This window comes from Vibrio tasmaniensis, from assembly GCF_024347635.1.
Classification (GTDB): Bacteria; Pseudomonadota; Gammaproteobacteria; order Enterobacterales; family Vibrionaceae; genus Vibrio; species Vibrio tasmaniensis.
This window is the reverse complement of the sequence record NZ_AP025510.1, coordinates 2,530,385-2,550,853: the sequence shown is the minus strand read 5'-3', so window position 1 is coordinate 2,550,853 and position 20,469 is coordinate 2,530,385. Positions and strand designations below refer to the sequence as shown.

Below are 20,469 nucleotides of genomic sequence, written 5' to 3'. Positions count from 1 at the left end.
GTTCGTTGCGAGTTAGTTCTTGTTCCTTCTGTGACTACCTTGTTAGCGCACGGAAGAACCGTCTGAATCCAGTTCTGGGTTTTTCTGTGCTTCTAAACGAGCTACTTCGGCATCAAGCTCTGCTATTTTTTCAGCCATAATTGCGTGACAGCGATTGGCTAATTCTCTAGCGTCGCTGATCTTGTATCCAGACACATCGATAGGTTTGAGCATCTCGGTGATCACAATGCCATTATTAACTCGGTTGAGGTTAATCTTATTGTGCGTGGTACTGGTACACATCGGGGTGATAGGCACACCCGCCTCAATCGCCATTCGGAAAGCGCCCGTCTTGAATGGCAGTAGTCCACGCCCTTTACTGCGCGTTCCTTCAGGGTAAACCCAAACAGACAGATCTCGCTGGTGAATCGCTTCCGCCACTTGCTTGATGGTATCGCGTGCTTTGGACTTGTCTTCGCGGTTAATTAAAATATTACCGGTGATCCAATACAGCAGGCCAAAGAAGGGCACGTACAACAAATCGCGTTTGCCTAAAGAAACCGTGCGAGGCCTTAACATCCCTGGGGCGGTCACAAAGTCCAACACGCTTTGGTGGTTAGATATGTAGACACTCTTTTCTGGTGTCGGCGCATTATCTAGGCCTCTCTGTAGGATCTTTACCCCAACGAGTTTTTGTAATTGGTTGAACCAACGGCAAAAAACGTACACATGCTTTGGGTTTTTGGGGCTAAACAAGCAGTAACCAAAAGCACATAGAGTGGTGAAAATAATAAACACAGTAGCCAAGATAATACGAAGAACAGCAAGCACAATTCACTCCTTACTCACGACAAGATTGCAGTGATTAAATAGTTTTAGATGCTTGAAGTTTTCACTCTATTTAACCGAATTGCAACAATTAACTGTTAAAGGGTGTGATTTTTAGATCTTTATATAAAACAATAACTAACAATGGGTGTTTGGCATGGTTATCGAGCTTACACGTGTTCACCAGTAATGGTTAATGATCACCAATATTGTTTATTTGGATCCGACTTTTCTACCCATTCCGGATCTTGGCGTGATTCTAAATAGAGCTGTAGGCCGTTATAAGACATGAAAGCCGCAGGGCCACCAAGATGTTCGAAATAGTCAAAATAATCATCTTCGAGTGCGCAAAGGTGAGCTAAATCTTTAACGTTATTCATCATTGCCCATTGAATAGCGAAAACCGGAGCCGTCGAACCTGAAATGCTGACCTCTTCGACATTTGGGTTGAACAGTGAATTAGCTTGTTCAAGCAGTATCTCTTCTTGTTCAGATTCTTGCTGCAAAATTTCTTCGATGATCTCTGAGCGTTTGGCATTAGAGACATTCTTGTTCAGCTTGGCGATTCGAAGCGCGTAGCTAAAACGGTCTGTTGAAACGATGTCGACAAGTTGCGACAACAGTTCTTTATCCACCCCGGCAGCTTTGGTGAAGTAGTCGATACACGAATTGATTGAAGCATAACGAGTACCGTCAAACTCAAAGCCATTGGTTTCGTCGTATACCTCAAGTGGGATGTCATCAACCGATAAAGGCCAGCCTTTATAATCGACGCGTTGTTTGGCGATTTGATACATCTTCCAAGCACTGCGCCCAAACCCACCAAGCGTCGAACCCGAGAAATCAGAATCAATAAGCTCTTGCTCCGTCCAGTTCTCACCGATGCCAAGGTGCTTAGCGTACTTGTCTATGAGAGTGTGTTTTATCTGATCGCGCACCGCCCAAATTGAAGTCAGATCTTTTGCATACCTAACACTCGCGCACTCCTTACAAGCTGGCAGTGCAATCGGAGAATAGTCTATCTTGGCAATAGCTTGTGCAGTCTTAGGAAATTCAACAAGGTTACTGGATGGTTCACCACAAAACCAACAGGTGTGGCGCAGGTTAAACGGGGTATCTATGTGTGAGTATGTGGTCATTAGTCTTTATCAGCTAGGTACTTGAGGCGAGTTAATCATCTTCAAACAATTATCTCTGTTCGCACGTCAGCTTGCACCTTGTTTGTTTTTGTTTTGCTGACGAAACTGATTCGTGATGTGACTCGCCTGATGAGCTCATTAGGTGGATATTGATATAAAACAGTCACTAACGATAAATATTGATTGGTGTGGCTGAACTTACATGACTTGCTAGCAATCGCCTAAGCTCCCCATTACTATTGAGATAGACTCCTAACCCCAATAGCGCATATGTCCTCATCGATTCCTTTTTACGATAAAAATGCTCACACACTTTGTGAACAGTACAACTCAGTGACGTTCGAGACGGTACATAAAAGCTGGCAAGCTTATTGGCCTTTAGAGGGCGATAAAGTACTAGATGTTGGTGCAGGAAGTGGTCGTGATGCGCTATGGATGCACAAAGCCGGAGCTGATGTTATTGCGATAGAACCAAGTGCTTCATTACGCGAACAAGGCTCGAAATATACAAGCCCAAGTGTTACCTGGATTGATGATTCACTTCCCTCGCTTAGCCGCACTGAAAACCTCGGAATGCGTTTTGACTTGATATTGGTGAGCGCAGTATGGATGCATTTAGCCTCGTCTCATCGAGATCGTGCATTTAGAAAGTTGTCTAACTTGCTGGCTCCAAATGGCAAGTTGGTGATAACTCTACGTCATGGGGAGTTTCAAGACAGTCGACAAGGCTATGAAGTCTCAGTTGAAGAGCTCGAGCGTTTATCAAAAAACAGCGCCTTGTTGGTTCGTCATGTTGATGATAGCCAAGATACATTGAACCGCAGTGAAGTGTGGTGGCAAACCGTGGTGATGACACTGCCAGACGATGGCTCCGGTGACTTGAACAAGGTGCGCCACATTATTGTGAATGACAATAAGTCAGCGACATACAAGCTGGCCTTATTAAGAACCTTACTGAGAATTGCGGATGTTCATTCAGGCGCTGTGATTGATCGAACGGATGGGAAAATTGCTCTACCAGTGGGCTTAGTTGCTCTGTATTGGGTAAGGCAGTTTAAGCGTTTGATTGATATCGATATAGAAGGCACTGGGATTCAGCAAAATAGCAACACGTGTAAAGGCCTCGGATTTGTAAAAGAGGATGGTTGGAATAAACTCAAACACCTCAGTGCTGATGATCTAGCGATAGGCTCTATGTTTCTCGGCGATGAAGCCAAGGCACTACAGAAGCTGTTTTCACAAACGATCAGCACCATTAAATCAGGGCCTGTGACTTTTATTTATCAAGGCTCGAAAGACAACCGACTATTCGATATATACCCACCTCAGAAACGACGGAAGAGCCGAGAATCACTGGTCATTGATAGTGAGTTTTTAGAAAGCTTTGGCTATTTCACTCTCGATGAAAGCCTGTGGGAGTGCTTTAGAATCTACCACTCTTGGATTGAACCGCTGGTGGTGAATCAGTGGGTCATGGAGATGCAGCGTTTCGAGTTGAACCGACAGCGAAGTATCTCACTACAGACGTATCACGACTGCTTGGTATGGATCGATCAAAACCACGATACTCGCGATGTGCGTAAACGTGTCGAACAACTTAGATCTGAACGTGCCGATATTGTCAGTGTCTGGAGTGGAAAATCATTAAAAAATGAGTATCACGTTGATCACTGCTTGCCTTTTGCTTATTGGCCGAATAACGACAAGTGGAACCTCTTTCCGACCACAAGCAAAGAGAACCTAAGCAAAAGTGACAAAGTTCCTACTGCTGAAAAACTTCGAGCGTCTAAGTTTCGTATTCTCGAATGGTGGCAATTGGCGTGGAGCGATTCGGCTCATTTTGAACAACAATTCTTTTCTGAAGCAGCACTTTCTTTACCCAATATTCCACCACAGTGTCGAGACTTCGAAGAGGTGTTCGATGCAATGGGTTTACAGGTACGTGGCGTGAAAAGCCGACTGTTAATTAATGAGTGGCACTGATCATTAAGTGGCTAGTTATCCCAAATAACCCTCAACAAACTAATCATCGAGAACACAATGAAATACATCGGAATTGATGGCTGCAAGGCGGGTTGGATTGCTTGGATTGTCTCAGACAATGAGGTACCTGCGTTTAAAGTGGTAAACACCCTCGATGAGTTGGTTGATGAATTTGCAGGTTCGATGACGTTAATCGACATGCCAATTGGCTTTAGCGATTCGCTTACTCCAGATAGATTATGCGATAAAGCGGCAAGGCGTTTTCTCACCAGTAAGCGTGGCTCTTCCGTTTTTCCTGTTCCGTGTCGTGAGGCGGTTTACCAAACCGATTACATTGCGGCGTGTAGTGCCAATGTGGAGCAGCTCGATAAGAAGTTTTCTAAACAGACTTGGGGAATTGTGCCCAAGATCCGCGAGCTTGATGAGCTCATTGAAACTCATCCCAATCTTTCTATCAGGGAGTCACATCCTGAGGTGGTGTTTGCAGCATTGAAAGACGAACCGCTGACGTTTTCCAAACGAACACAAGAAGGCAAAGAGGAACGGCTTTCTATTATTCAGCAACTCGCTCCTCAATGGTGTGACGGCTTGTCGTTAGCCATTTCAACCACCAAGCGTAAAGACGTCGCGATAGATGATATTTACGATGCGTTCGTACTTATGTTGGTTGCCTATTACGCTCCGCAATTATCGACCTTATCTGAGCCTTCTGATGTTGGTGGAGAAGCGGATGTCGACCAGAACGGACGAGTTCGAGAGATTGTCTATTGGAATAAAGCGCGCTAATAAATCGTGCGCTCCACTTGGCCTAATATGCTATTTTCCAACATCTGCTACTTTTCACTCTTACTATTTTTGAGTCTTTGATATGAAACGTTTTATTGTCGGCTTGCTGACCACCGTGCTCAGTGCTGCGAGTTATGCCCAAGTTGCCCCTATATCTCAATGGCAATGCGACATGATGAAAAAGAACAATGTCTTGAGTAGTGGTGCGCCCGTTGGTTGTGAGCGGTTATCTAAAGTGGATTTCGATTTCATTAACTTCAAAGGGGAAACGCAACAGGGCAATATGATCGTGCTTGATGTTATAGCGCCAGCTGTTGAACAAATATTTTCAGAGCTTAAACAGCGCAATTTCCCTCTTCATTCTGCTCGCCTAATGCGTGAATTCAGAGGTGACGATAACGCCTCAATGGACGCGAACAACAGCAGTGCGTTTAATGCTCGTCCTATTACAGGTGGAGGTGGTTGGTCGAAGCATGCTTATGGTGTGGCAATAGACATCAACCCAGTTCAAAACCCTTTCTTAGAGTTCGATAGCAACGGAAAAATCACGGTAAAGCCTTCACAATCTGCGACAAGCTATGTGAACCGTACTCGCTTTCGCGCGCGTGATGAAATTGAACGCCGCGGCATGGCAGAAGATGTGGTGGAGCTGTTTGCCCATCATGGCTTTATGATCTGGGGAGGCGATTGGAATAGCCCCATCGATACTCAGCATTTTGAGGTCGGCTCAAGCAAGTTCGTCAATCAACTGCTCTCTAAATCACAACCTGAAGCCAAAGTGCTATTTGAGCGTTACGTCGAATCTTATCGACAATGTTTTAATCAGAATAAAGGCGAGGGCACAGAAAAAGCTCGGGCTATCTGTGCAAAGAAAACAGTTGGCACTTTTTAGTGCTATGTTTATCTAGAACCGTTTGTGTTTTAGCAAGTTAAACTCGCTTCAGGGGTGTGTTGAATCGCTAAGGTCAGCGCTCGTCGTTGGCCTTTTTTGTATTCATTTCTTCAATAGAACACTGAGCATTGAAAAGGTTATTGGGTATCCATTAGTCAATAATCGATAAGCGAATGCAGCGCAAAGTCATCGGTTTGTCATTTAAAAACTCATAGCGTTAACGTTATGTGAGAACCATTGCTGGTGGGGGAACTCTTCGCTGAAACGCCAGTATTATTAGTGAACTGATCACAACGGACCAACTAATGAAAAAGATACCTTTGGCTCTAACTCTTTTAAGCACTCTACTTTTTTCACAATATTCTTTGGCTACAGACACTTCACACACCACTCAAAACCCGACTTACGAACTCGATGGTAAGGCGGTATTAGGCCGTACAGAGAATGTGTACCTCTCTAGCGTTCAAGGGCTAAAAGACGTTCCTTTCATTGGCAAAATCGACACTGGTGCAGAAACTACCTCTATGCATGCTGAAGATATTCATGTGAAGAGCTCTAATCCCGACAACCAAAATCTCAAAGACAAAGAGCTGATGGCGGCGTTAACCGAAGACCTGTTGAACAATTCTGATGTTGATTACGATGATTGGGATGGCAGTACCTTTGCGAAATATGAAGCTGTGGTCTCTTTCAAGGTTCAAAACCCACGTACGGGTGACATGGTATTAATCGAAGCACCTTTAGAGCGTGTCAGCATAATACGCAGCCGCACCAGCAGCACGCCTTTGCTTCGCCCTACCGTCAAAATGTCGCTCACCATTGCGGATCAAGAGTTAAAAACAGACGTTAACCTGACCGACAGAAGCCACTTCTCTGCGCCAGTATTGATCGGCAAAACCTTCCTTGCGGATAACGCACTGGTGTTTGCTGGTTACGACTATTTGCAGGAGCAGGAAAACGCGACGGTTGTTGGCCGAAAAGAGGTGATGTCTATCTCGGGAATGGCGATGAACGCGACCTTCTCATTAAAAAATCGCTACAGCATTCTTCATGCGAAAGACATCGATGTAGATAAGAAGAACAGTGAAGTGACGTTTGATATGTTCGACAACGATGGTAAGCAGAAAGAGATGACACTGCCATTAGTTCGTATGTTAAGTGTAGGTGGTAAAAAAAGACCTTTGGTGTATGTGCCAGTTCAACTTGATGAAAACACAACCAAAGACGTTCTGGTGTACCTGCGCGACCGTTCGAATAGCAGCTCACAGCTCAGATTGGGCACCGATACAGCAAGCGAATTTTTCATGATTGATACCAACGCTGAAAATATTCTTTCTGAAGGATCTGAGAATTTCAGCGAGGTTGCGAAAAAGACTGAGCCACTAATTATCTCACCGGAAGAAGATATCACATTAGATGGTTTCCCTATGAAGGCTGTTGCTTCATTTACTGTCAACACGCCTTTGTTGAAGGTCGACAGTTTTGAAATGACAGGTAAAGGCAAAGATGCTTTTGTTGAATTTTATCTTACAGATGTAAATGGTGAGAAGCAGAAGATAACAAAGCCAATTATTAAGAAGCTTAAGGTCGGTGATGATACTCGTCCGGTGGTAAGTGGTGAGTTTTTGGGCGCTGGTAAAGTTCGCCAACAAGAGTTTGCTATCGATGTACTTAACAGTAATGAGAAAGAGGCCTACTTCATTTTAGGTAAGAAGATGGCGAAAGATGGAGTATATGTGAATACTCGATCTGATTATCTTTTGAAATCGGAGCCTTTGTTTAAAGTGGGGCATATAGAAGTTGTTGAAGTCAACGGCATGAAGTTCCCGGCCAAGTTGGATACTGGCGCAGATGTAAGCTCAATGAACGCGGTGAACATCAAACGATTTAAGAAAGACGGCCAAGACATGGTGAGTTTCACCTATAAAAACAAACAAGGCGATAAGCAAGATTTCACTAAGCCTGTGATTGATGTGATGCGTATTAAAGCCAAGAAAGGCGAGAAGGTGAACATTCGCCCTGTCGTTGAAATGAAGGTGAAGCTTGGAGACCTAGAGAAAGAGGTGAGGGTAAACCTTCAAGATCGCTCTCGCTTCGAATACAGCATGATCCTAGGTAAGAACTTCTTGAAGCACGGCGCGGTAGTCAGTAGCGATGAAGATTATGTGTTGGGTGATATGGAGTAACACCTAAACTTATCTAAGTTCTATCGGTTCAACTTCCTCATCAGTAACTGAACTGGCTGCGATAATTATCAAGTAGGTAACACAAAGAGCTTTTGCTCTTTGTGCTTTCTATATTCTGATTAGATAGCTTATCTATAAGTTAAAGCTCAATTTCAGTGATGAGTGGTGATTGCTTGAGGAAGTGCTTACATCTAGCCACAACGATTTCACGGTATCGGTTTAAATAAGGTAATTGTGAATCAGAAGTAGGAGTGACGAGAGATATAGCATCATCAATGTTGTTTATAATGTCATTTGCGATCTTTACTAGGCTCTGTTGAAGCAATTTTGGTGAAATACCACAATCGTCAGCAAACTCTACAAGTTGGTAGGCATTAATAGAATCTGAGTCAAATTCATCCCCAATTGCCATCGCAAGATCCTGCTCAAATTCAGGGTACATCCTTACATTGACTAGATCGTAAAGTGGCGTTGGTGTTAAGCCCGATTTTTGGACAAAGAAACTGAAGTTTTTGCCATGTGCATCTGCGTTATAAATGCAGAGATTGAACATTGCCCACTTTAGGATCGCTAGTTTTGCCGCTAATGGGTTTTCACATTGCTCTGTTACCGAAAAAAGTCGGGCAAAGCTGACACCATCACGAATATGACTGACATCTCTTTGTTTACCTAAGTTTCGTTCATACTTTCTATCCACACCTAGGTTACAAGCTTGACAGGCATCGATCATATGCCTTCGTTTCACACTTGTTGAACTAAATAGCTTTCGATCAAACCTCTCTACAATTAAGGCTGGAAATTGGTCAAAATACCGCAACTCAACGTCAGCAACATCTAGTCCAACTAGCTTCGCTAATTTCATCGTCACAAATTCATTTATGACAAGGTGTTGTTGGTCATTTTTTTCGAACTTCACAATATGAGTTGAGCATAGTTCACCCTCTCCAAACCCTAAGTTTCCATCGATAGATAAAACGTTTAGCTTAGATTGAACCCCCGCTACTGATAGTCTTGGTTTTCCTTCCCATACTTCTAAATACCAAAGTTCAGGGTCAGATAGTTTCTTAATTAATTCACTATCATTGATTGGGTTGAAAGAGGTTTCAGTTTGAGCTGGAGAAACACCTTCGGATAAGAACATCATTGCACCTGATGTATCTGTTCCAATACCACCAACTTGTGCAAATACGTTTGAACGTGATACGCCAAGAAAGTCGATCAAATAATCTAACCCTTTATTTTCAGGGAGCAAATTCTGTAAGAACCTCCTGATATTGACGGATGGTATATCAGAGTTAAATGGAAGGTGTGGCGATATGGGAAACCCATTATCAATCCAATCTTGCTTGTAGATTACAGATAGAGCATCACTTTCTTTACTCAGTGATAGCTTGCCTATGACTTGCTGGCTATAAACTATATCGAGGATGTATTGATTAGACCCAGACATCATTACCTTTCTCCTGTGATGGGACTGAAGCATCTAAGTCTTGCCATGGTTGTATCGATATCTTTATCCCTAGAGCAGACACAACTTTCATTAAAGAGGTTAGTTTAATATCGGAGCTGCCTTGTTCAATTTTTATGTAGGTTTGTTTTGCAACACCAGAAAGCAATGCTGCATCTTGCTGGGTGATTTTACTTTGAGTTCTTTTTGCTTTGATCGCCTCACCAAGTAGTGATGGTGTGAACACCTGGCTTAGATCTGGTGACTCAGTTGCTTTTACTTTCTTAACCATGGAACCTCCACATAGCACGATTTAATAAAGTATGCCTTGATAGACTTTTAAATTATTTATACGTAGATTTTAAGTAAAAGTCTATTAAAGTTAACTTTATGGTAAGTGTATTGAGCTACTGTATAAAAGTCTACAGTAGTGAGCTTTATGCTTATAAACTTGGCGATCTTATTTAAAGTCTAGTGTGGTTTACTTTATGTAATGAAAGAATAATAGAGAAGTCAAAGCCATGGGGCTTTGAGATACCTAAAGTATGGCTAACTCTCTATCGGAACCTTAAGGTGGTCGTTCAAGTATTGTGTGTAATACAAAGGCATTACAACATTGTCTTGCTCTAGTGCATTAGAGCCTTGTGTTCCTGTTAGCTTGATTGTCTTGTGTGGCTTACACTTCGATATATAGGACTGCAGTGACAGCCTTTATTAGATCTGTCGCTAAGTTCTTCTGCGATTAGCGATTACGCGTGCGGGTAAGGTGAGATGATGGCTACACGTAAGTAGATCAAATATGCCACACTAAAGTTAACTAGAAATACTGACTTTGAAGCGCAACGAGATGGTTCGAAACTAAGTCATGGCAATAAAAAGCATTTTACACTGCGCGTCATCCTGTGAGTGAAAGGTAGCGCGTTTAGTGCCGACAGTATAACTGATGATTCTAAAATACAAAAAGGGCCAACTCTTTCGAGTTGGCCCTTTCCAAACGTTTGGTGGAGCTGGCGGGAGTTGAACCCGCGTCCAAAAATCATTCATCATTGGTACTACATGCTTAGTCGATCTTTAATTTCACCAGCAACCTGCGAACCGACACGCTAGTTAAAGGCTAACCTGAATTGTTATTCGCGCTTTTCCTCTCAGGTGGGAGAATCCGCGCTAGCTAGTTTGGGTTTGATCTCTTATTGGTCCCCGTCTTACGAGCGGAAGCTAGGGTAAGAGAGCTCTGAGCAGGTTATTAAGCTGCTAGTGCGTAGTTTTCGTCGTTTGCGACTATTTTTTTGCGGCTTTTAACGTGGCCAACCGCCCCACGGCATGCACCTCAGACTTCAAAATTCCTGTCGAATCCTAAATCAGCCCCAAGTGTTATTTGCATAGTACCAGAAAAGCTTTGCCTGTCTAGCACTGTGCGTTTAAGTGCTTAAAATTAACGCAAATTACTCTTCATAATTCGTGCTTTATCTCTCGCCCAATCTTTTTCTTTCATATCAGTACGTTTATCGTGCAGCTTTTTACCTTTCGCTACGCCAACTTTAATCTTCGCCCAAGAGCGAGACCAGTAAAGTGCGGTTGCGACAAGTGTCATGCCTTCACGGTTAATACGACCGATAAGGTTATCGAGTTCTTTTCTCGACATTAGTAGTTTACGGATACGTGTTGGGTTCGCCACGATATGAGTACTCGCTTGAGTAAGCGGAGTGATCGTCATACCACTGATGAATGCTTCGCCGTCTCGGATGTAGACGTAGCTTTCTGCGATATTGGTTTTGCCTTCACGTAGGGATTTTACTTCCCAGCCTTGTAGCTCAAGCCCCGCTTCTATCTCATCATCGATGAAATATTCGTGGCGAGCTTTCTTATTAAGCGCAATGGTATTGCTACCGGCTTTTGATTTTGATTTATTCTTTGCCATAATGGCCTCATTATACGGATTGCACCCTAGTTGGGGAATCCTTTTTATTTGCGCTCTGGCCCAATACAATTAAAATTGCAATTTGTGTTAATGTAACGCTGTCTTTAACAGGAGTCTATATGCCAAAGGTTACTCGTTCAGCATTAGTGTCATTTAGTGCCGACCAGATGTTCAGCTTGGTCAATGATGTTGCTCGTTATCACGAGTTTTTGCCAGGGTGTTCTGGTTCACGTGTGATCGAATCTTCAGATTCAACTATGGTAGCTTCGGTTGACGTCTCTAAAGCGGGTATCAGCAAAACATTTACTACTTCTAATCGTTTAGCGGATGGCTCTGAGATCTTGATGGAGCTGGTGGACGGCCCGTTCAAAAAACTGCAGGGTGGTTGGTATTTTACTCCGCTCGATGAGCAAGCGTGTAAGGTTGAGCTTAAACTAGAGTTTGAATTCTCTAGCCGAATGATTGAAATGGCATTTGGTAAGATCTTCAATGATCTGACGAGCAATATGGTCAGTGCTTTTACTCAACGCGCGAAACAGGTTTATTAAGTCATGACTATTGAATCGGATATGATCCACGTAGAGGTTGTGTTTGCGCTTCCGCACGAGCAGCGTGTGTTTACCTTGGTGGTGAACAAAAACGCGACTGTGGAAGAGATTATTGCGCAGTCTGGTGTTTTGGAACTGTATCCAGAAATCGACTTAGCGAAAAACAAGGTCGGCGTATTCAGCCGCAACGTTAAGCTAGATGCGACGGTTCGCGATAAAGATCGTATTGAAATCTACCGTGCACTGTTGGCTGACCCAAAAGAGATTCGCCGTAAGCGTGCTGAGCAAGCAAAAGCGGCCGCTGCTAAATCGTAATGCTAAAAAAATTCGACTAAGAAGAGAGCTCGCTATATTGGCGAGCTTTTTTGTGCCTGTTGGTTAGACAACGCACTTAATTTGTTAGCGGATATTAAAAAACCTGCTCGTGAGCAGGCTTTTGCGATTCATACTTTGTCGACTGATAGTTTTGTCGACAGATAGCTTTATCGGCTGAGATCTTTGTTGACTGGAAAACTTTGTTGATTGAAAACTAGCGAAGGCTTTCGAAGAACTCATCACTGGCTTCAAAATCACCATTGATCGTGACTAGAGTGCCAGTGGCATCAAAGTTCACGACAAGGTTTTTCTGGATAGGGTCGTTATGGCCTTTTTGATGGTGGTAAATGTAGTACCAAGTATCTGGGTAGCCGTTTTCGATAAGCATAGGTGAACCCATAACGTAACGAACTTGTGTTTTTGTCATGCCAAACTTGAGCTGGTCAACAGCTTCTTGTTCAACATAGTTACCCTGATTGATGTCAATTCGATAAACCAACTTCTCTAGTAGAGAGCAACCGGTCAACATTGTTAGTGCTAGTGGGACTGCAACTAACCACTTTTTAATTCGCATAGTCTGAGATCTTTCTTCGCTAAAATACTGCCTGATAATAAACAAGCTCCAGCAAGAAGTAAAAAGCTCCTTGCGCTTTGAGCTTGTTATGACTGGCAATTTTGAATTAAGTTGCAAAATTGCCAAGAAATTTCGGTAAATTATCAGAAAGTTGCTGAATATTTGACCTAAGCTGCGATTAATAACTCTTTTGCGTTGGCAAGGGTCGATTCTGTAATTTGGCTGCCGCCAAGCAGGCGAGCCAGCTCTGAAACGCGTTGTTGCTCATCAAGCGTGTGCATTTGCGTCTCTGTTTTACCCGACTTGGTACTCTTCGCCACGAACAGTTGTTGGTGACCACAGCCTGCGACTTGAGGTAAGTGAGTCACACACATAACTTGTGTTGATTCACCTAGTGTACGCAGCATTTTTCCGACAACCGCAGCGGTTGGTCCACTGATACCCACATCGACTTCATCGAAGATAAGGCTTGGAGTGTCTATTTTCTGAGCCGTGATGACCTGAATCGCGAGTGAGATTCGTGATAGCTCACCACCAGAGGCAACTTTAGCAATTGGCTGCATCGGTTGGCCTGGGTTTGTCGACACAATAAAGGTCACGTTATCCATACCTAATGGTGATGGGTGTGTATTCGTGTTGTTCACTTCAATGGCAAACTGCGCCTTTTCCATGCTCAGTTCATGCATGCTTTGAGTGATCAGCTTGTTCAGCTCTTTTGCGTAACGAGTGCGTGACTTATGAAGCTTTTCTGATTTCGCCACGAACGACTGGTATTGGTTCTCAACTTCGTTAGCTAATTCATCCAGCTTTTCATCAGAGCAATCCAGCGCTTCGACTTGTTGTAGCAAGTCTTGGTGGTGCTTATAAAGCTCTTCTGGCAACACATGGTGCTTACGCGACATCGACATCACTTTAGAGAAACGTTCTTCCACGTAAGCCATGCGAGCAGGGTCGACATCAATGCTGTCTAGGTAACTTCTTAACTCGCTATTGGTCTCTTCAATCTGAATTATGGCTTCAGAGAGTAGATTTGGTAGCTCAGCTAATCTTTCATCTAAATCAGCAAGTTGAATTAGGGAGTGATTGGCCGATTGCAAAATACCAAGCGCATTAACTTCTTCACCTTCGTAAATAAGTTCGATAGCTTGCTGGCAGGTTGAGGCCAATTCTCCGCTATTGGAGAGGCGCTTATGCTCTTGTTCGAGCTCTTCATATTCTTCCTCCCCAATAGATAACTCGTTTAGCTCTTTGATTTGATACTCAAGAAGCTGTTTTTGAGCTTGGTTTTGTTGGCTGTTTTCACGTAACTCTTTTAGATGGTTATCCGCTTGTCGCCAGGCTTGGTAAGCATTACGTGTCGATTTCAATAGGTTCAAGTGACCTGCGTATTGATCAAGCATGACCATTTGATAGTCGCTCTTCATCAATTGATGGTGCGCGTGTTGACCATGAATGTTGATCAGCAGTTGTCCCAGTGATTTCAGTTGCGAAAGAGGAACTGGGCTGCCGTTGATGAATGCACGAGAACGACCTTCTTTAGAGATGGTTCTGCGTAGGATGCATTCACCGCCATCAAGCAGTTCGTTGTCTTCTAACCAGCGAGTTGCATGCAGATTGTTCTCAAGTAAAAAAGCGGCACTGACTTCGGTTTTTTCTTCACCTTGTCGAACCATTCCTGCATCAGATCTTCCTCCAAGACATAAGCCTAAAGCGTCGATAGCGATAGATTTACCCGCACCAGTTTCTCCGGTGATTGTTGTCATGCCTTTAGAGAGTTCTAGCTGTAAAGACTTAACAATAGCGAAATTATTAACACTTAGATGAGCTAGCATTTTTATTTACCTGTATAACTGAACAATACTGTATATAAGTTCAGTATATACTGTTTCTTTATACAGTAAAGTCAGCAGGTGAAAATTTTTTGCGACAGACCTCAGAATTGAGGTTGTCTGTAGATCACTGAAACCGCAGTAGATTCCCAACTCAGTTGTTCCTCCCTCTTGGGAATGACGATGTGATGGATTGGCGTGAAGATAGAGGTGGCGGGCTTTTGTTAGGCAATAAAAAAGGCTGACGAATACGTCAGCCTTTCAAGTTTTCGGTTATTACTGGAGCTTTTATTTTTTAGAACAGCTTACTCGACCAGCCTAGTTTGTTACGCAGAACATGGTAGTAATTGTAGTCTTTAGGGTGGATCAGCTTGAGTACATTCGGGCTTTGGTAAATGTGGATCTCATCACCAGGAGAAACCGGTAGCGAGATTTGACCATCGCAGCTCACTTCCTGAGTTCCGCGGTTATCAGGCGATACGATCAGCTTGATACGACGTTTTCCATCCACTACCAGTGGGCGGCTTGAAAGGGTGTGTGGGAACATCGGTACTAATGAAATTGCATTTAAACTTGATGACAGGATAGGACCACCACCAGAAAGCGAATAGGCGGTTGAACCTGTCGGTGTTGAGACGATCAAGCCATCAGAACGCTGTGAGAAGGCGAAGCTGTCATCGATATACACTTCGAACTCGATCATATGTGCGACTTGACCGGGGTGAAGTACTGCTTCGTTGAGTGCGGCGTTATGGCTTTTTATTTGGCCATGACGATGAATTTCAGTTTCAAGTAAGAAGCGCTCTTCTTCCATGAATTCACCCTTGAGTACATCAGTAAGCGCACTCTGGAAGTTTTCAGGATTAAGATCGGTAAGGAAACCTAGGTTACCTCGGTTTACGCCAATCACTGAAATATCGAAACGTGACAAGATTCTAGCGGCACCGAGCATATTTCCGTCACCACCCACCACAATGGCGAGATCGGCGCGTTTACCTAATTCAATTAGGCTAGAAAAATGTTCTTGTGGGATATCGTCTAAAATTGTAGCGAGTCTGTCATCCACAAACACTTGATAACCCTCAGTACTTAACCACTGATAGAGCTCTCTATGAGTCTGAATTGCTTGCTGATCTCGAGGTTTACCAATAATGGCGATGACTTCAAATGGCTTTTTCATAACGTTTCCAAACGAATTAGGCTTGAATCAAAATTCTTCATCCCCATAATAAAGGCAAGTTGAACGTCTATGCGAGTGTTTTATATCAATTTGGGGTGCAAACACACCTGTCACTTGCATTGAAAACGAATTCTGGAGAGATCATGAGCAACGAAGAAAACAAAGTAACGGAAGAAGAGCTAGATCAAATCATTGCTGAAGCTGAGAAAGTTGAAGAAGCTGAGCTAAATGAAGAGTCTGTTGATGAGCAAGAAGCAAAAATCGCTCAACTAGAAGCTGCACTACTTTCTAGCGAATCTAAAGTGAAAGAGCAGCAAGATTCTGTTCTTCGCGCAAAAGCTGAAGTTGAAAACATGCGTCGCCGTAGCGAGCAAGAAATTGATAAAGCGCGTAAATTCGCTTTGAACAAGTTTGCCGAAGGTCTACTTCCTGTCATCGACAACCTAGAGCGTGCAATGCAAGCGGCAGATGCTGAAAACGAAGTGGTTAAGCCACTGTTTGAAGGTGTTGAGCTAACGCACAAAACGTTCGTAGACACAGTTGCTAAGTTTGGTCTTAAAGAGATCAACCCTGAAGGTGAAGTGTTCAACCCTGAATTCCACCAAGCGATGTCTATCCAAGAAAGTCCAGATCACGAATCAAACACGGTTATGTTCGTAATGCAAAAAGGTTACGAGTTAAACGGTCGTGTGGTTCGCCCTGCGATGGTTATGGTTGCTAAGTAATGACGTGCTACGTTGCCAAGTGATTGAGTAGCGCATTGACTGAGTAAGTCGCGGCGACAAAATAAATCACTGGTTTACGTAAAATGAAAAGAGAGGCATATGCCTCTCTTTTTTTGTGCCTATAACTTGAGACCCCACGTAAATAGTCATCAAAACCGCATTAAGAATGTTGTTCTTTTTATATTACCCAGAACAATGATTTAGAGTTTTATATTATGAAACTGGTTGTTAATGAGGAAATGTTTTGATGTCACACTTGTAATGTTTTTGTAAATAAATGCTTTTAATTGTTATCTTTGTATGTAAAATCCACTGCGATATAGCGATTTGAGTCGCATATATAACTATAAAAGTACAAATTTCAAACACAACAAACTGGAGAAGAACGATGGACAAATCGCTCTCAAGTAAGATTTTTGTAGGCTTGTTTGCCGGCCTACTTATTGGTACTGCTATTCAGTACCTATTCAACGGTATTGCAGTATTTGATACTTACCTGCTAGGTCTAGCAGAAGGTGTCGGTGGTATGTTTGTCTCTTTGATCAAACTATTGGTTGTTCCACTGGTATACGTATCTATCGTTTGCGGAATTGTTGAATTGAAAGACATCCGTTCTTTCGGTCGCCTAGGTGGTAAAACTTTTGCTCTTTACATTATCAACACCATCATCGCGATTTCTGCAGCCCTAACTGTTGGCCTTATTTTCCAACCGGGTGCTGGTGCAGATTTAGCCGGAACGATCTCTGAGACAGTTCAACTAACAACAACTGAAACTCCAGATATCTTCTCTCTTGTTGTGAACATCGTTCCTAGCAACCCAGTTCAGGCGTTTGCAAGCGGCGACATGCTACAGATCATCTTCATGGCAATTTTGACTGGTCTTGCTATTCAGGCTCTTGATTCACGTGGCGGTCCAGCGATCAAAACGTTCAAGATGGCTAACGAAATCATGATGAAGCTTATCGGCCTAGTAATGAGCTTGGCGCCATTTGGTGTATTCGCTCTGATGATTCAACTAGGTGCGACACTGAACGCTGAGACACTTATGTCTGTAGCTGGCTATGTAGCGCTTGTTGTTGCGATGCTAGTGTTCTGGATTTTCTTCTTCTACCCAATGATGGTTGGTATCGCGACAGGTATTACGCCTAAGCAATTCCTACGTGCAACTCGTGAGCAAATCCTTTTCTCACTATCGACGGCAAGTTCGAATGCGACTATCCCAGTAACAATGCGCACTCTAACTGAAAAGCTTGGTGTATCAAGATCTGTGGCAGGCTTCGGTGTACCACTGGGTGCGACAATGAACATGTCTGGTGTTTCTATCTACATCGCACTAGCGACAATGTTCGTAGCAAACGCATTCGGTCAACCAATCAACACGGCTGACATCTTTACTCTGGGTCTAACTATCTTGCTACTGTCTATCGGTGCTGGTGGTGTTCCTGGTGGTGGTGTTGTAATGGTAGGTGTTCTATTGCACCAACTAGGTTTACCACCAGAAGGTCTAGCTATCATTGCTGCGGTAGACCGTATCAACGATATGTTCTGTACTTCTTCTAACGTAGTAGGTGATACAGCGGTTAACACTATCGTTGCTAAGTCTGAAGGCGAAATCGGCGTTGAAACAAACGAAGAAGCTGAGCTAAAGAAAGCAGAAGCGTAATCAGAGATTTTCCTCTATAGATGAAATCTAAGTGGAAAGCCTGAATAGACAAACGGAGCCTAAGTGGCTCCGTTTTTTATTGGGTGATAAACCCAGTTACTAGGCTTATGTGAAGGTAATGATATGTATTCGTGTCTAACCATTCCTTTTATCAAAATAAATGTGAAAAAATTCAGTATCCCCCTTGAAAAGGATTCGTGAGCCCTTATCTATGGTGCATACGAAAGCAAATTACATTTGCACTTAAATTTGTGTATTAGGGTTGAATCCCTGATTACTACCCCCCACATAGTGGGTATAGCAAAAAACTAAATAGAATTTATTCGGAGAAAGCCTGATGGGTCGAATCATTGGTATTGATTTAGGTACTACTAACTCTTGTGTTGCTGTTCTTGACGGTGACAAACCACGCGTATTAGAAAATGCTGAAGGCGAACGCACAACAGCATCGGTAATCGCATACACTGAAGGCGAGACGCTAGTTGGTCAACCTGCGAAACGTCAAGCTGTTACTAACCCTCAAAACACGCTATACGCGATTAAGCGTCTAATCGGTCGTCGTTTTGAAGATGAAGAAGTTCAACGCGATATCGAAATCATGCCTTTTAACATTGTTAAAGCTGATAACGGTGATGCATGGGTTGAAGCGCAAGGCCAAAAAATGGCTGCTCCTCAAGTATCTGCTGAAGTTCTTAAGAAAATGAAGAAAACAGCTGAAGACTTCCTAGGCGAAGAAGTAACTGGCGCAGTAGTAACTGTTCCTGCTTACTTCAACGATGCTCAACGTCAAGCAACGAAAGATGCTGGCCGTATCGCTGGTCTAGATGTTAAACGTATCATCAACGAACCTACTGCTGCTGCTCTGGCTTACGGCCTAGACAAGCAAGGTGGTGATCGCACTATCGCTGTATACGACCTTGGTGGTGGTACATTCGATATCTCTATTATCGAAATCGATGAAGTAGAAGGCGAGAAGACTTTCGAAGTTCTTTCAACTAACGGTGATACTCACCTTGGTGGTGAAGATTTCGATAACCGCATGATCAACTACCTAGTAGATGAGTTCAAGAAAGAGCAAGGTATCGATCTTAAAGCTGATCCACTAGCAATGCAGCGTGTTAAAGAAGCAGCAGAAAAAGCGAAAATCGAGCTTTCTTCTACTACTCAAACTGACGTAAACCTACCTTACGTTACTGCAGATGCGACTGGTCCTAAGCACATGAACATCAAAGTGACTCGCGCGAAGCTTGAGTCTCTAGTTGAAGACCTAGTTCAACGTTCTCTTGAGCCACTAAAAGTTGCTCTAGCAGATGCTGACCTATCTGTAGGCGAAATCACTGACGTTATCCTAGTTGGTGGTCAGACTCGTATGCCTATGGTTCAAGCTAAAGTAACTGAATTCTTCGGTAAAGAGCCACGTAAAGACGTGAACCCTGACGAAGCTGTTGCAATGGGTGCTGCTGTTCAAGGTGGTGTACTAGCTGGTGAAGTTAAAGACGTTCTTCTTCTAGACGTTACTCCTCTATCTTTCGGTATCGAAACGATGGGCGGCGTCATGACTAAGCTTATCGAGAAAAACACAACTATCCCTACTAAAGCGGATCAAGTGTTCTCTACAGCTGAAGACAACCAAAGCGCAGTAACTATCCACGTTCTTCAAGGTGAGCGTAAGCAAGCGACTTACAACAAGTCTCTTGGTCAGTTCAACCTAGAAGGTATCCAACCAGCACCACGTGGCATGCCACAAGTTGAAGTAACATTCGACCTAGATGCTGATGGTATCCTGAACGTATCTGCTAAAGATAAAGCGACAGGTAAAGAGCAGAAGATCACTATCCAAGCATCAGGCGGTTTGTCTGAGGAAGAGATCGAAGCAATGGTTCAAGAAGCAGAAGCTAACAAAGAAGCTGACAAGAAGTTCGAAGAGCTAGTAACTGCACGTAACCAAGCTGACCAAATGATTCACGGCACTAAGAAGCAAGTAGAAGAAGCTGGTGAAGCTCTACCTGCAGACGAGAAAGCTAAAATCGAAGCAGCTATCGAAGCTCTAGAATCAGTTAAGTCTGGTGACGACAAAGAAGCTATCGACGCTAAAGTTCAAGAACTTATGCAAGCAGCTCAAAAGCTAATGGAAATTGCTCAACAGAAAGCTCAAGCTGAACAAGCTGGTGCTGACGCTGGTGAACAACCTAAGCAAGACGACGATGTGGTAGACGCTGAGTTCGAAGAAGTAAAAGAAGACAAAAAATAATTTCGTCGCAGAGTAGCCTGATTTCGTTGTCGGAAGTGCTCACCTACTAGCGTAGGCTCCGCGCTTCCTCCTAGAACTCAAGCTACTTGCTTAGAAATTCATTGTCTCAAAGACTTATTATTGCGGGCGTCAGAGGTAACTCTCACGCCCGTAAATTTGTATTTAGACTTGTCGATCTAGATAATAGCTTTATTCGGCATTTCAGCCGGCAGAACTTTTATCTAGA

17 protein-coding genes, 1 other RNA gene and 1 pseudogene are annotated in these 20,469 nt (G+C 43.3%); 9 read left to right on the top strand and 10 right to left on the bottom strand.

The annotated features are described in order from the left end of the window. Positions 1 to 42 precede the first annotated feature (42 nt). Positions 43 to 810, bottom strand: coding sequence for a 1-acylglycerol-3-phosphate O-acyltransferase (locus OCV44_RS11455; RefSeq protein ID WP_139684130.1), 768 nt, complete (start codon positions 808 to 810; stop codon positions 43 to 45). A gap of 197 nt (positions 811 to 1,007) precedes the next feature. Further along, positions 1,008 to 1,946, bottom strand: coding sequence for a hypothetical protein (locus OCV44_RS11450; protein ID WP_139684129.1), 939 nt, complete (start codon positions 1,944 to 1,946; stop codon positions 1,008 to 1,010). A 270-nt stretch (positions 1,947 to 2,216) separates the two neighbouring features. On the opposite strand from OCV44_RS11450, the gene OCV44_RS11445 reads away from it, so the two are divergent. The 4 genes from OCV44_RS11445 (at position 2,217) to OCV44_RS11430 (ending at position 7,793) form a co-directional block, all read left to right on the top strand. Then, positions 2,217 to 3,929, top strand: a complete 1,713-nt coding sequence (locus tag OCV44_RS11445; protein WP_139684128.1) for a class I SAM-dependent methyltransferase — start codon at positions 2,217 to 2,219, stop codon at positions 3,927 to 3,929. Between the two features lie 57 nt (positions 3,930 to 3,986). Beyond that, positions 3,987 to 4,715 carry a DUF429 domain-containing protein gene (locus OCV44_RS11440; protein ID WP_139684127.1) on the top strand — a complete coding sequence of 243 codons (729 nt, stop codon included), beginning with the start codon at positions 3,987 to 3,989 and terminating at the stop codon, positions 4,713 to 4,715. Between the two features lie 82 nt (positions 4,716 to 4,797). Then, positions 4,798 to 5,607, top strand: a complete 810-nt coding sequence (locus tag OCV44_RS11435; RefSeq protein WP_139684126.1) for a M15 family metallopeptidase — start codon at positions 4,798 to 4,800, stop codon at positions 5,605 to 5,607. Positions 5,608 to 5,912: 305 nt separating this feature from the next. After that, entirely contained in the window at positions 5,913 to 7,793 is a 1,881-nt protein-coding gene (locus OCV44_RS11430) for an ATP-dependent zinc protease family protein (RefSeq protein ID WP_139684125.1), read from the top strand. A 139-nt stretch (positions 7,794 to 7,932) separates the two neighbouring features. Here the strand turns inward: OCV44_RS11430 and OCV44_RS11425 are convergent, their stop codons facing one another. The 5 genes and pseudogenes from OCV44_RS11425 to smpB form a co-directional block, all read right to left on the bottom strand. Next, a complete protein-coding gene (locus OCV44_RS11425; protein ID WP_139684124.1) occupies positions 7,933 to 9,246 on the bottom strand; it encodes a HipA domain-containing protein in 1,314 nt (437 codons plus the stop codon). Next, on the bottom strand, positions 9,230 to 9,532 hold the full coding sequence (locus tag OCV44_RS11420) for a helix-turn-helix transcriptional regulator (RefSeq protein WP_139684123.1): 303 nt from the start codon (positions 9,530 to 9,532) through the stop codon (positions 9,230 to 9,232). Before OCV44_RS11420 ends, OCV44_RS11425 begins: the two co-directional genes overlap by 17 nt. A 257-nt stretch (positions 9,533 to 9,789) precedes the next feature. Beyond that, a pseudogene (locus tag OCV44_RS11415) lies at positions 9,790 to 9,945 on the bottom strand (AAA family ATPase); the annotation flags it as partial. 294 nt (positions 9,946 to 10,239) lie between these two features. Then, positions 10,240 to 10,606, bottom strand: a transfer-messenger RNA (tmRNA) gene (gene ssrA, locus OCV44_RS11410). Positions 10,607 to 10,672: 66 nt separating this feature from the next. After that, positions 10,673 to 11,158, bottom strand: a complete 486-nt coding sequence (smpB, locus tag OCV44_RS11405) for an SsrA-binding protein SmpB (RefSeq protein WP_004735156.1) — start codon at positions 11,156 to 11,158, stop codon at positions 10,673 to 10,675. 119 nt (positions 11,159 to 11,277) lie between these two features. On the opposite strand from smpB, the gene OCV44_RS11400 reads away from it, so the two are divergent. Together OCV44_RS11400 and OCV44_RS11395 are read left to right on the top strand one after the other, a co-directional pair. Then, positions 11,278 to 11,706 carry an SRPBCC family protein gene (locus OCV44_RS11400; RefSeq protein ID WP_139684122.1) on the top strand — a complete coding sequence of 143 codons (429 nt, stop codon included), beginning with the start codon at positions 11,278 to 11,280 and terminating at the stop codon, positions 11,704 to 11,706. 3 nt (positions 11,707 to 11,709) lie between these two features. After that, a complete protein-coding gene (locus OCV44_RS11395; RefSeq protein ID WP_004735158.1) occupies positions 11,710 to 12,021 on the top strand; it encodes an RnfH family protein in 312 nt (103 codons plus the stop codon). A 214-nt stretch (positions 12,022 to 12,235) separates the two neighbouring features. Here the strand turns inward: OCV44_RS11395 and bamE are convergent, their stop codons facing one another. The 3 genes from bamE to nadK form a co-directional block, all read right to left on the bottom strand. Then, on the bottom strand, positions 12,236 to 12,595 hold the full coding sequence (bamE, locus tag OCV44_RS11390; protein ID WP_009848326.1) for an outer membrane protein assembly factor BamE: 360 nt from the start codon (positions 12,593 to 12,595) through the stop codon (positions 12,236 to 12,238). Between the two features lie 167 nt (positions 12,596 to 12,762). Next, positions 12,763 to 14,427, bottom strand: coding sequence for a DNA repair protein RecN (gene recN / locus OCV44_RS11385; protein WP_139684121.1), 1,665 nt, complete (start codon positions 14,425 to 14,427; stop codon positions 12,763 to 12,765). A 292-nt stretch (positions 14,428 to 14,719) separates the two neighbouring features. Further along, the gene (gene nadK, locus OCV44_RS11380) at positions 14,720 to 15,604 is read right to left on the bottom strand and encodes an NAD(+) kinase (RefSeq protein ID WP_009848328.1); all 885 of its coding nucleotides are present in this window, start codon (positions 15,602 to 15,604) and stop codon (positions 14,720 to 14,722) included. 143 nt (positions 15,605 to 15,747) lie between these two features. Between nadK and grpE the strand changes: the two genes are divergently transcribed. The 3 genes from grpE to dnaK all read left to right on the top strand — a co-directional run bounded on the left by grpE (position 15,748) and on the right by dnaK (position 20,243). After that, positions 15,748 to 16,329: a nucleotide exchange factor GrpE gene (gene grpE, locus OCV44_RS11375; protein WP_009848329.1), complete on the top strand. Its 582-nt coding sequence runs from the start codon at positions 15,748 to 15,750 to the stop codon at positions 16,327 to 16,329. A 388-nt stretch (positions 16,330 to 16,717) separates the two neighbouring features. Then, positions 16,718 to 17,992: a dicarboxylate/amino acid:cation symporter gene (locus tag OCV44_RS11370; RefSeq protein ID WP_009848330.1), complete on the top strand. Its 1,275-nt coding sequence runs from the start codon at positions 16,718 to 16,720 to the stop codon at positions 17,990 to 17,992. Positions 17,993 to 18,329: 337 nt separating this feature from the next. Next, complete coding sequence (gene dnaK / locus OCV44_RS11365) at positions 18,330 to 20,243, top strand: molecular chaperone DnaK (RefSeq protein WP_009848331.1); 1,914 nt, start codon at positions 18,330 to 18,332, stop codon at positions 20,241 to 20,243. Positions 20,244 to 20,469: the final 226 nt, after the last annotated feature.

What these genes read in the sequence shown, in the direction of transcription:
- dnaK (WP_009848331.1), top strand. Translation starts at nt 18,330, where the DNA reads ATGGGTCGAATCATTGGTATTGATTTAGGTACTACTAACTCTTGTGTT.
- nadK (WP_009848328.1), bottom strand. Translation starts at nt 15,604, where the DNA reads ATGAAAAAGCCATTTGAAGTCATCGCCATTATTGGTAAACCTCGAGAT.
- recN (WP_139684121.1), bottom strand. Translation starts at nt 14,427, where the DNA reads ATGCTAGCTCATCTAAGTGTTAATAATTTCGCTATTGTTAAGTCTTTA.
- OCV44_RS11435 (WP_139684126.1), top strand. Translation starts at nt 4,798, where the DNA reads ATGAAACGTTTTATTGTCGGCTTGCTGACCACCGTGCTCAGTGCTGCG.
- bamE (WP_009848326.1), bottom strand. Translation starts at nt 12,595, where the DNA reads ATGCGAATTAAAAAGTGGTTAGTTGCAGTCCCACTAGCACTAACAATG.
- OCV44_RS11395 (WP_004735158.1), top strand. Translation starts at nt 11,710, where the DNA reads ATGACTATTGAATCGGATATGATCCACGTAGAGGTTGTGTTTGCGCTT.
- OCV44_RS11440 (WP_139684127.1), top strand. Translation starts at nt 3,987, where the DNA reads ATGAAATACATCGGAATTGATGGCTGCAAGGCGGGTTGGATTGCTTGG.
- OCV44_RS11400 (WP_139684122.1), top strand. Translation starts at nt 11,278, where the DNA reads ATGCCAAAGGTTACTCGTTCAGCATTAGTGTCATTTAGTGCCGACCAG.
- OCV44_RS11420 (WP_139684123.1), bottom strand. Translation starts at nt 9,532, where the DNA reads ATGGTTAAGAAAGTAAAAGCAACTGAGTCACCAGATCTAAGCCAGGTG.
- OCV44_RS11430 (WP_139684125.1), top strand. Translation starts at nt 5,913, where the DNA reads ATGAAAAAGATACCTTTGGCTCTAACTCTTTTAAGCACTCTACTTTTT.
- smpB (WP_004735156.1), bottom strand. Translation starts at nt 11,158, where the DNA reads ATGGCAAAGAATAAATCAAAATCAAAAGCCGGTAGCAATACCATTGCG.
- grpE (WP_009848329.1), top strand. Translation starts at nt 15,748, where the DNA reads ATGAGCAACGAAGAAAACAAAGTAACGGAAGAAGAGCTAGATCAAATC.
- OCV44_RS11370 (WP_009848330.1), top strand. Translation starts at nt 16,718, where the DNA reads ATGGACAAATCGCTCTCAAGTAAGATTTTTGTAGGCTTGTTTGCCGGC.
- OCV44_RS11445 (WP_139684128.1), top strand. Translation starts at nt 2,217, where the DNA reads ATGTCCTCATCGATTCCTTTTTACGATAAAAATGCTCACACACTTTGT.
- OCV44_RS11425 (WP_139684124.1), bottom strand. Translation starts at nt 9,246, where the DNA reads ATGATGTCTGGGTCTAATCAATACATCCTCGATATAGTTTATAGCCAG.
- OCV44_RS11450 (WP_139684129.1), bottom strand. Translation starts at nt 1,946, where the DNA reads ATGACCACATACTCACACATAGATACCCCGTTTAACCTGCGCCACACC.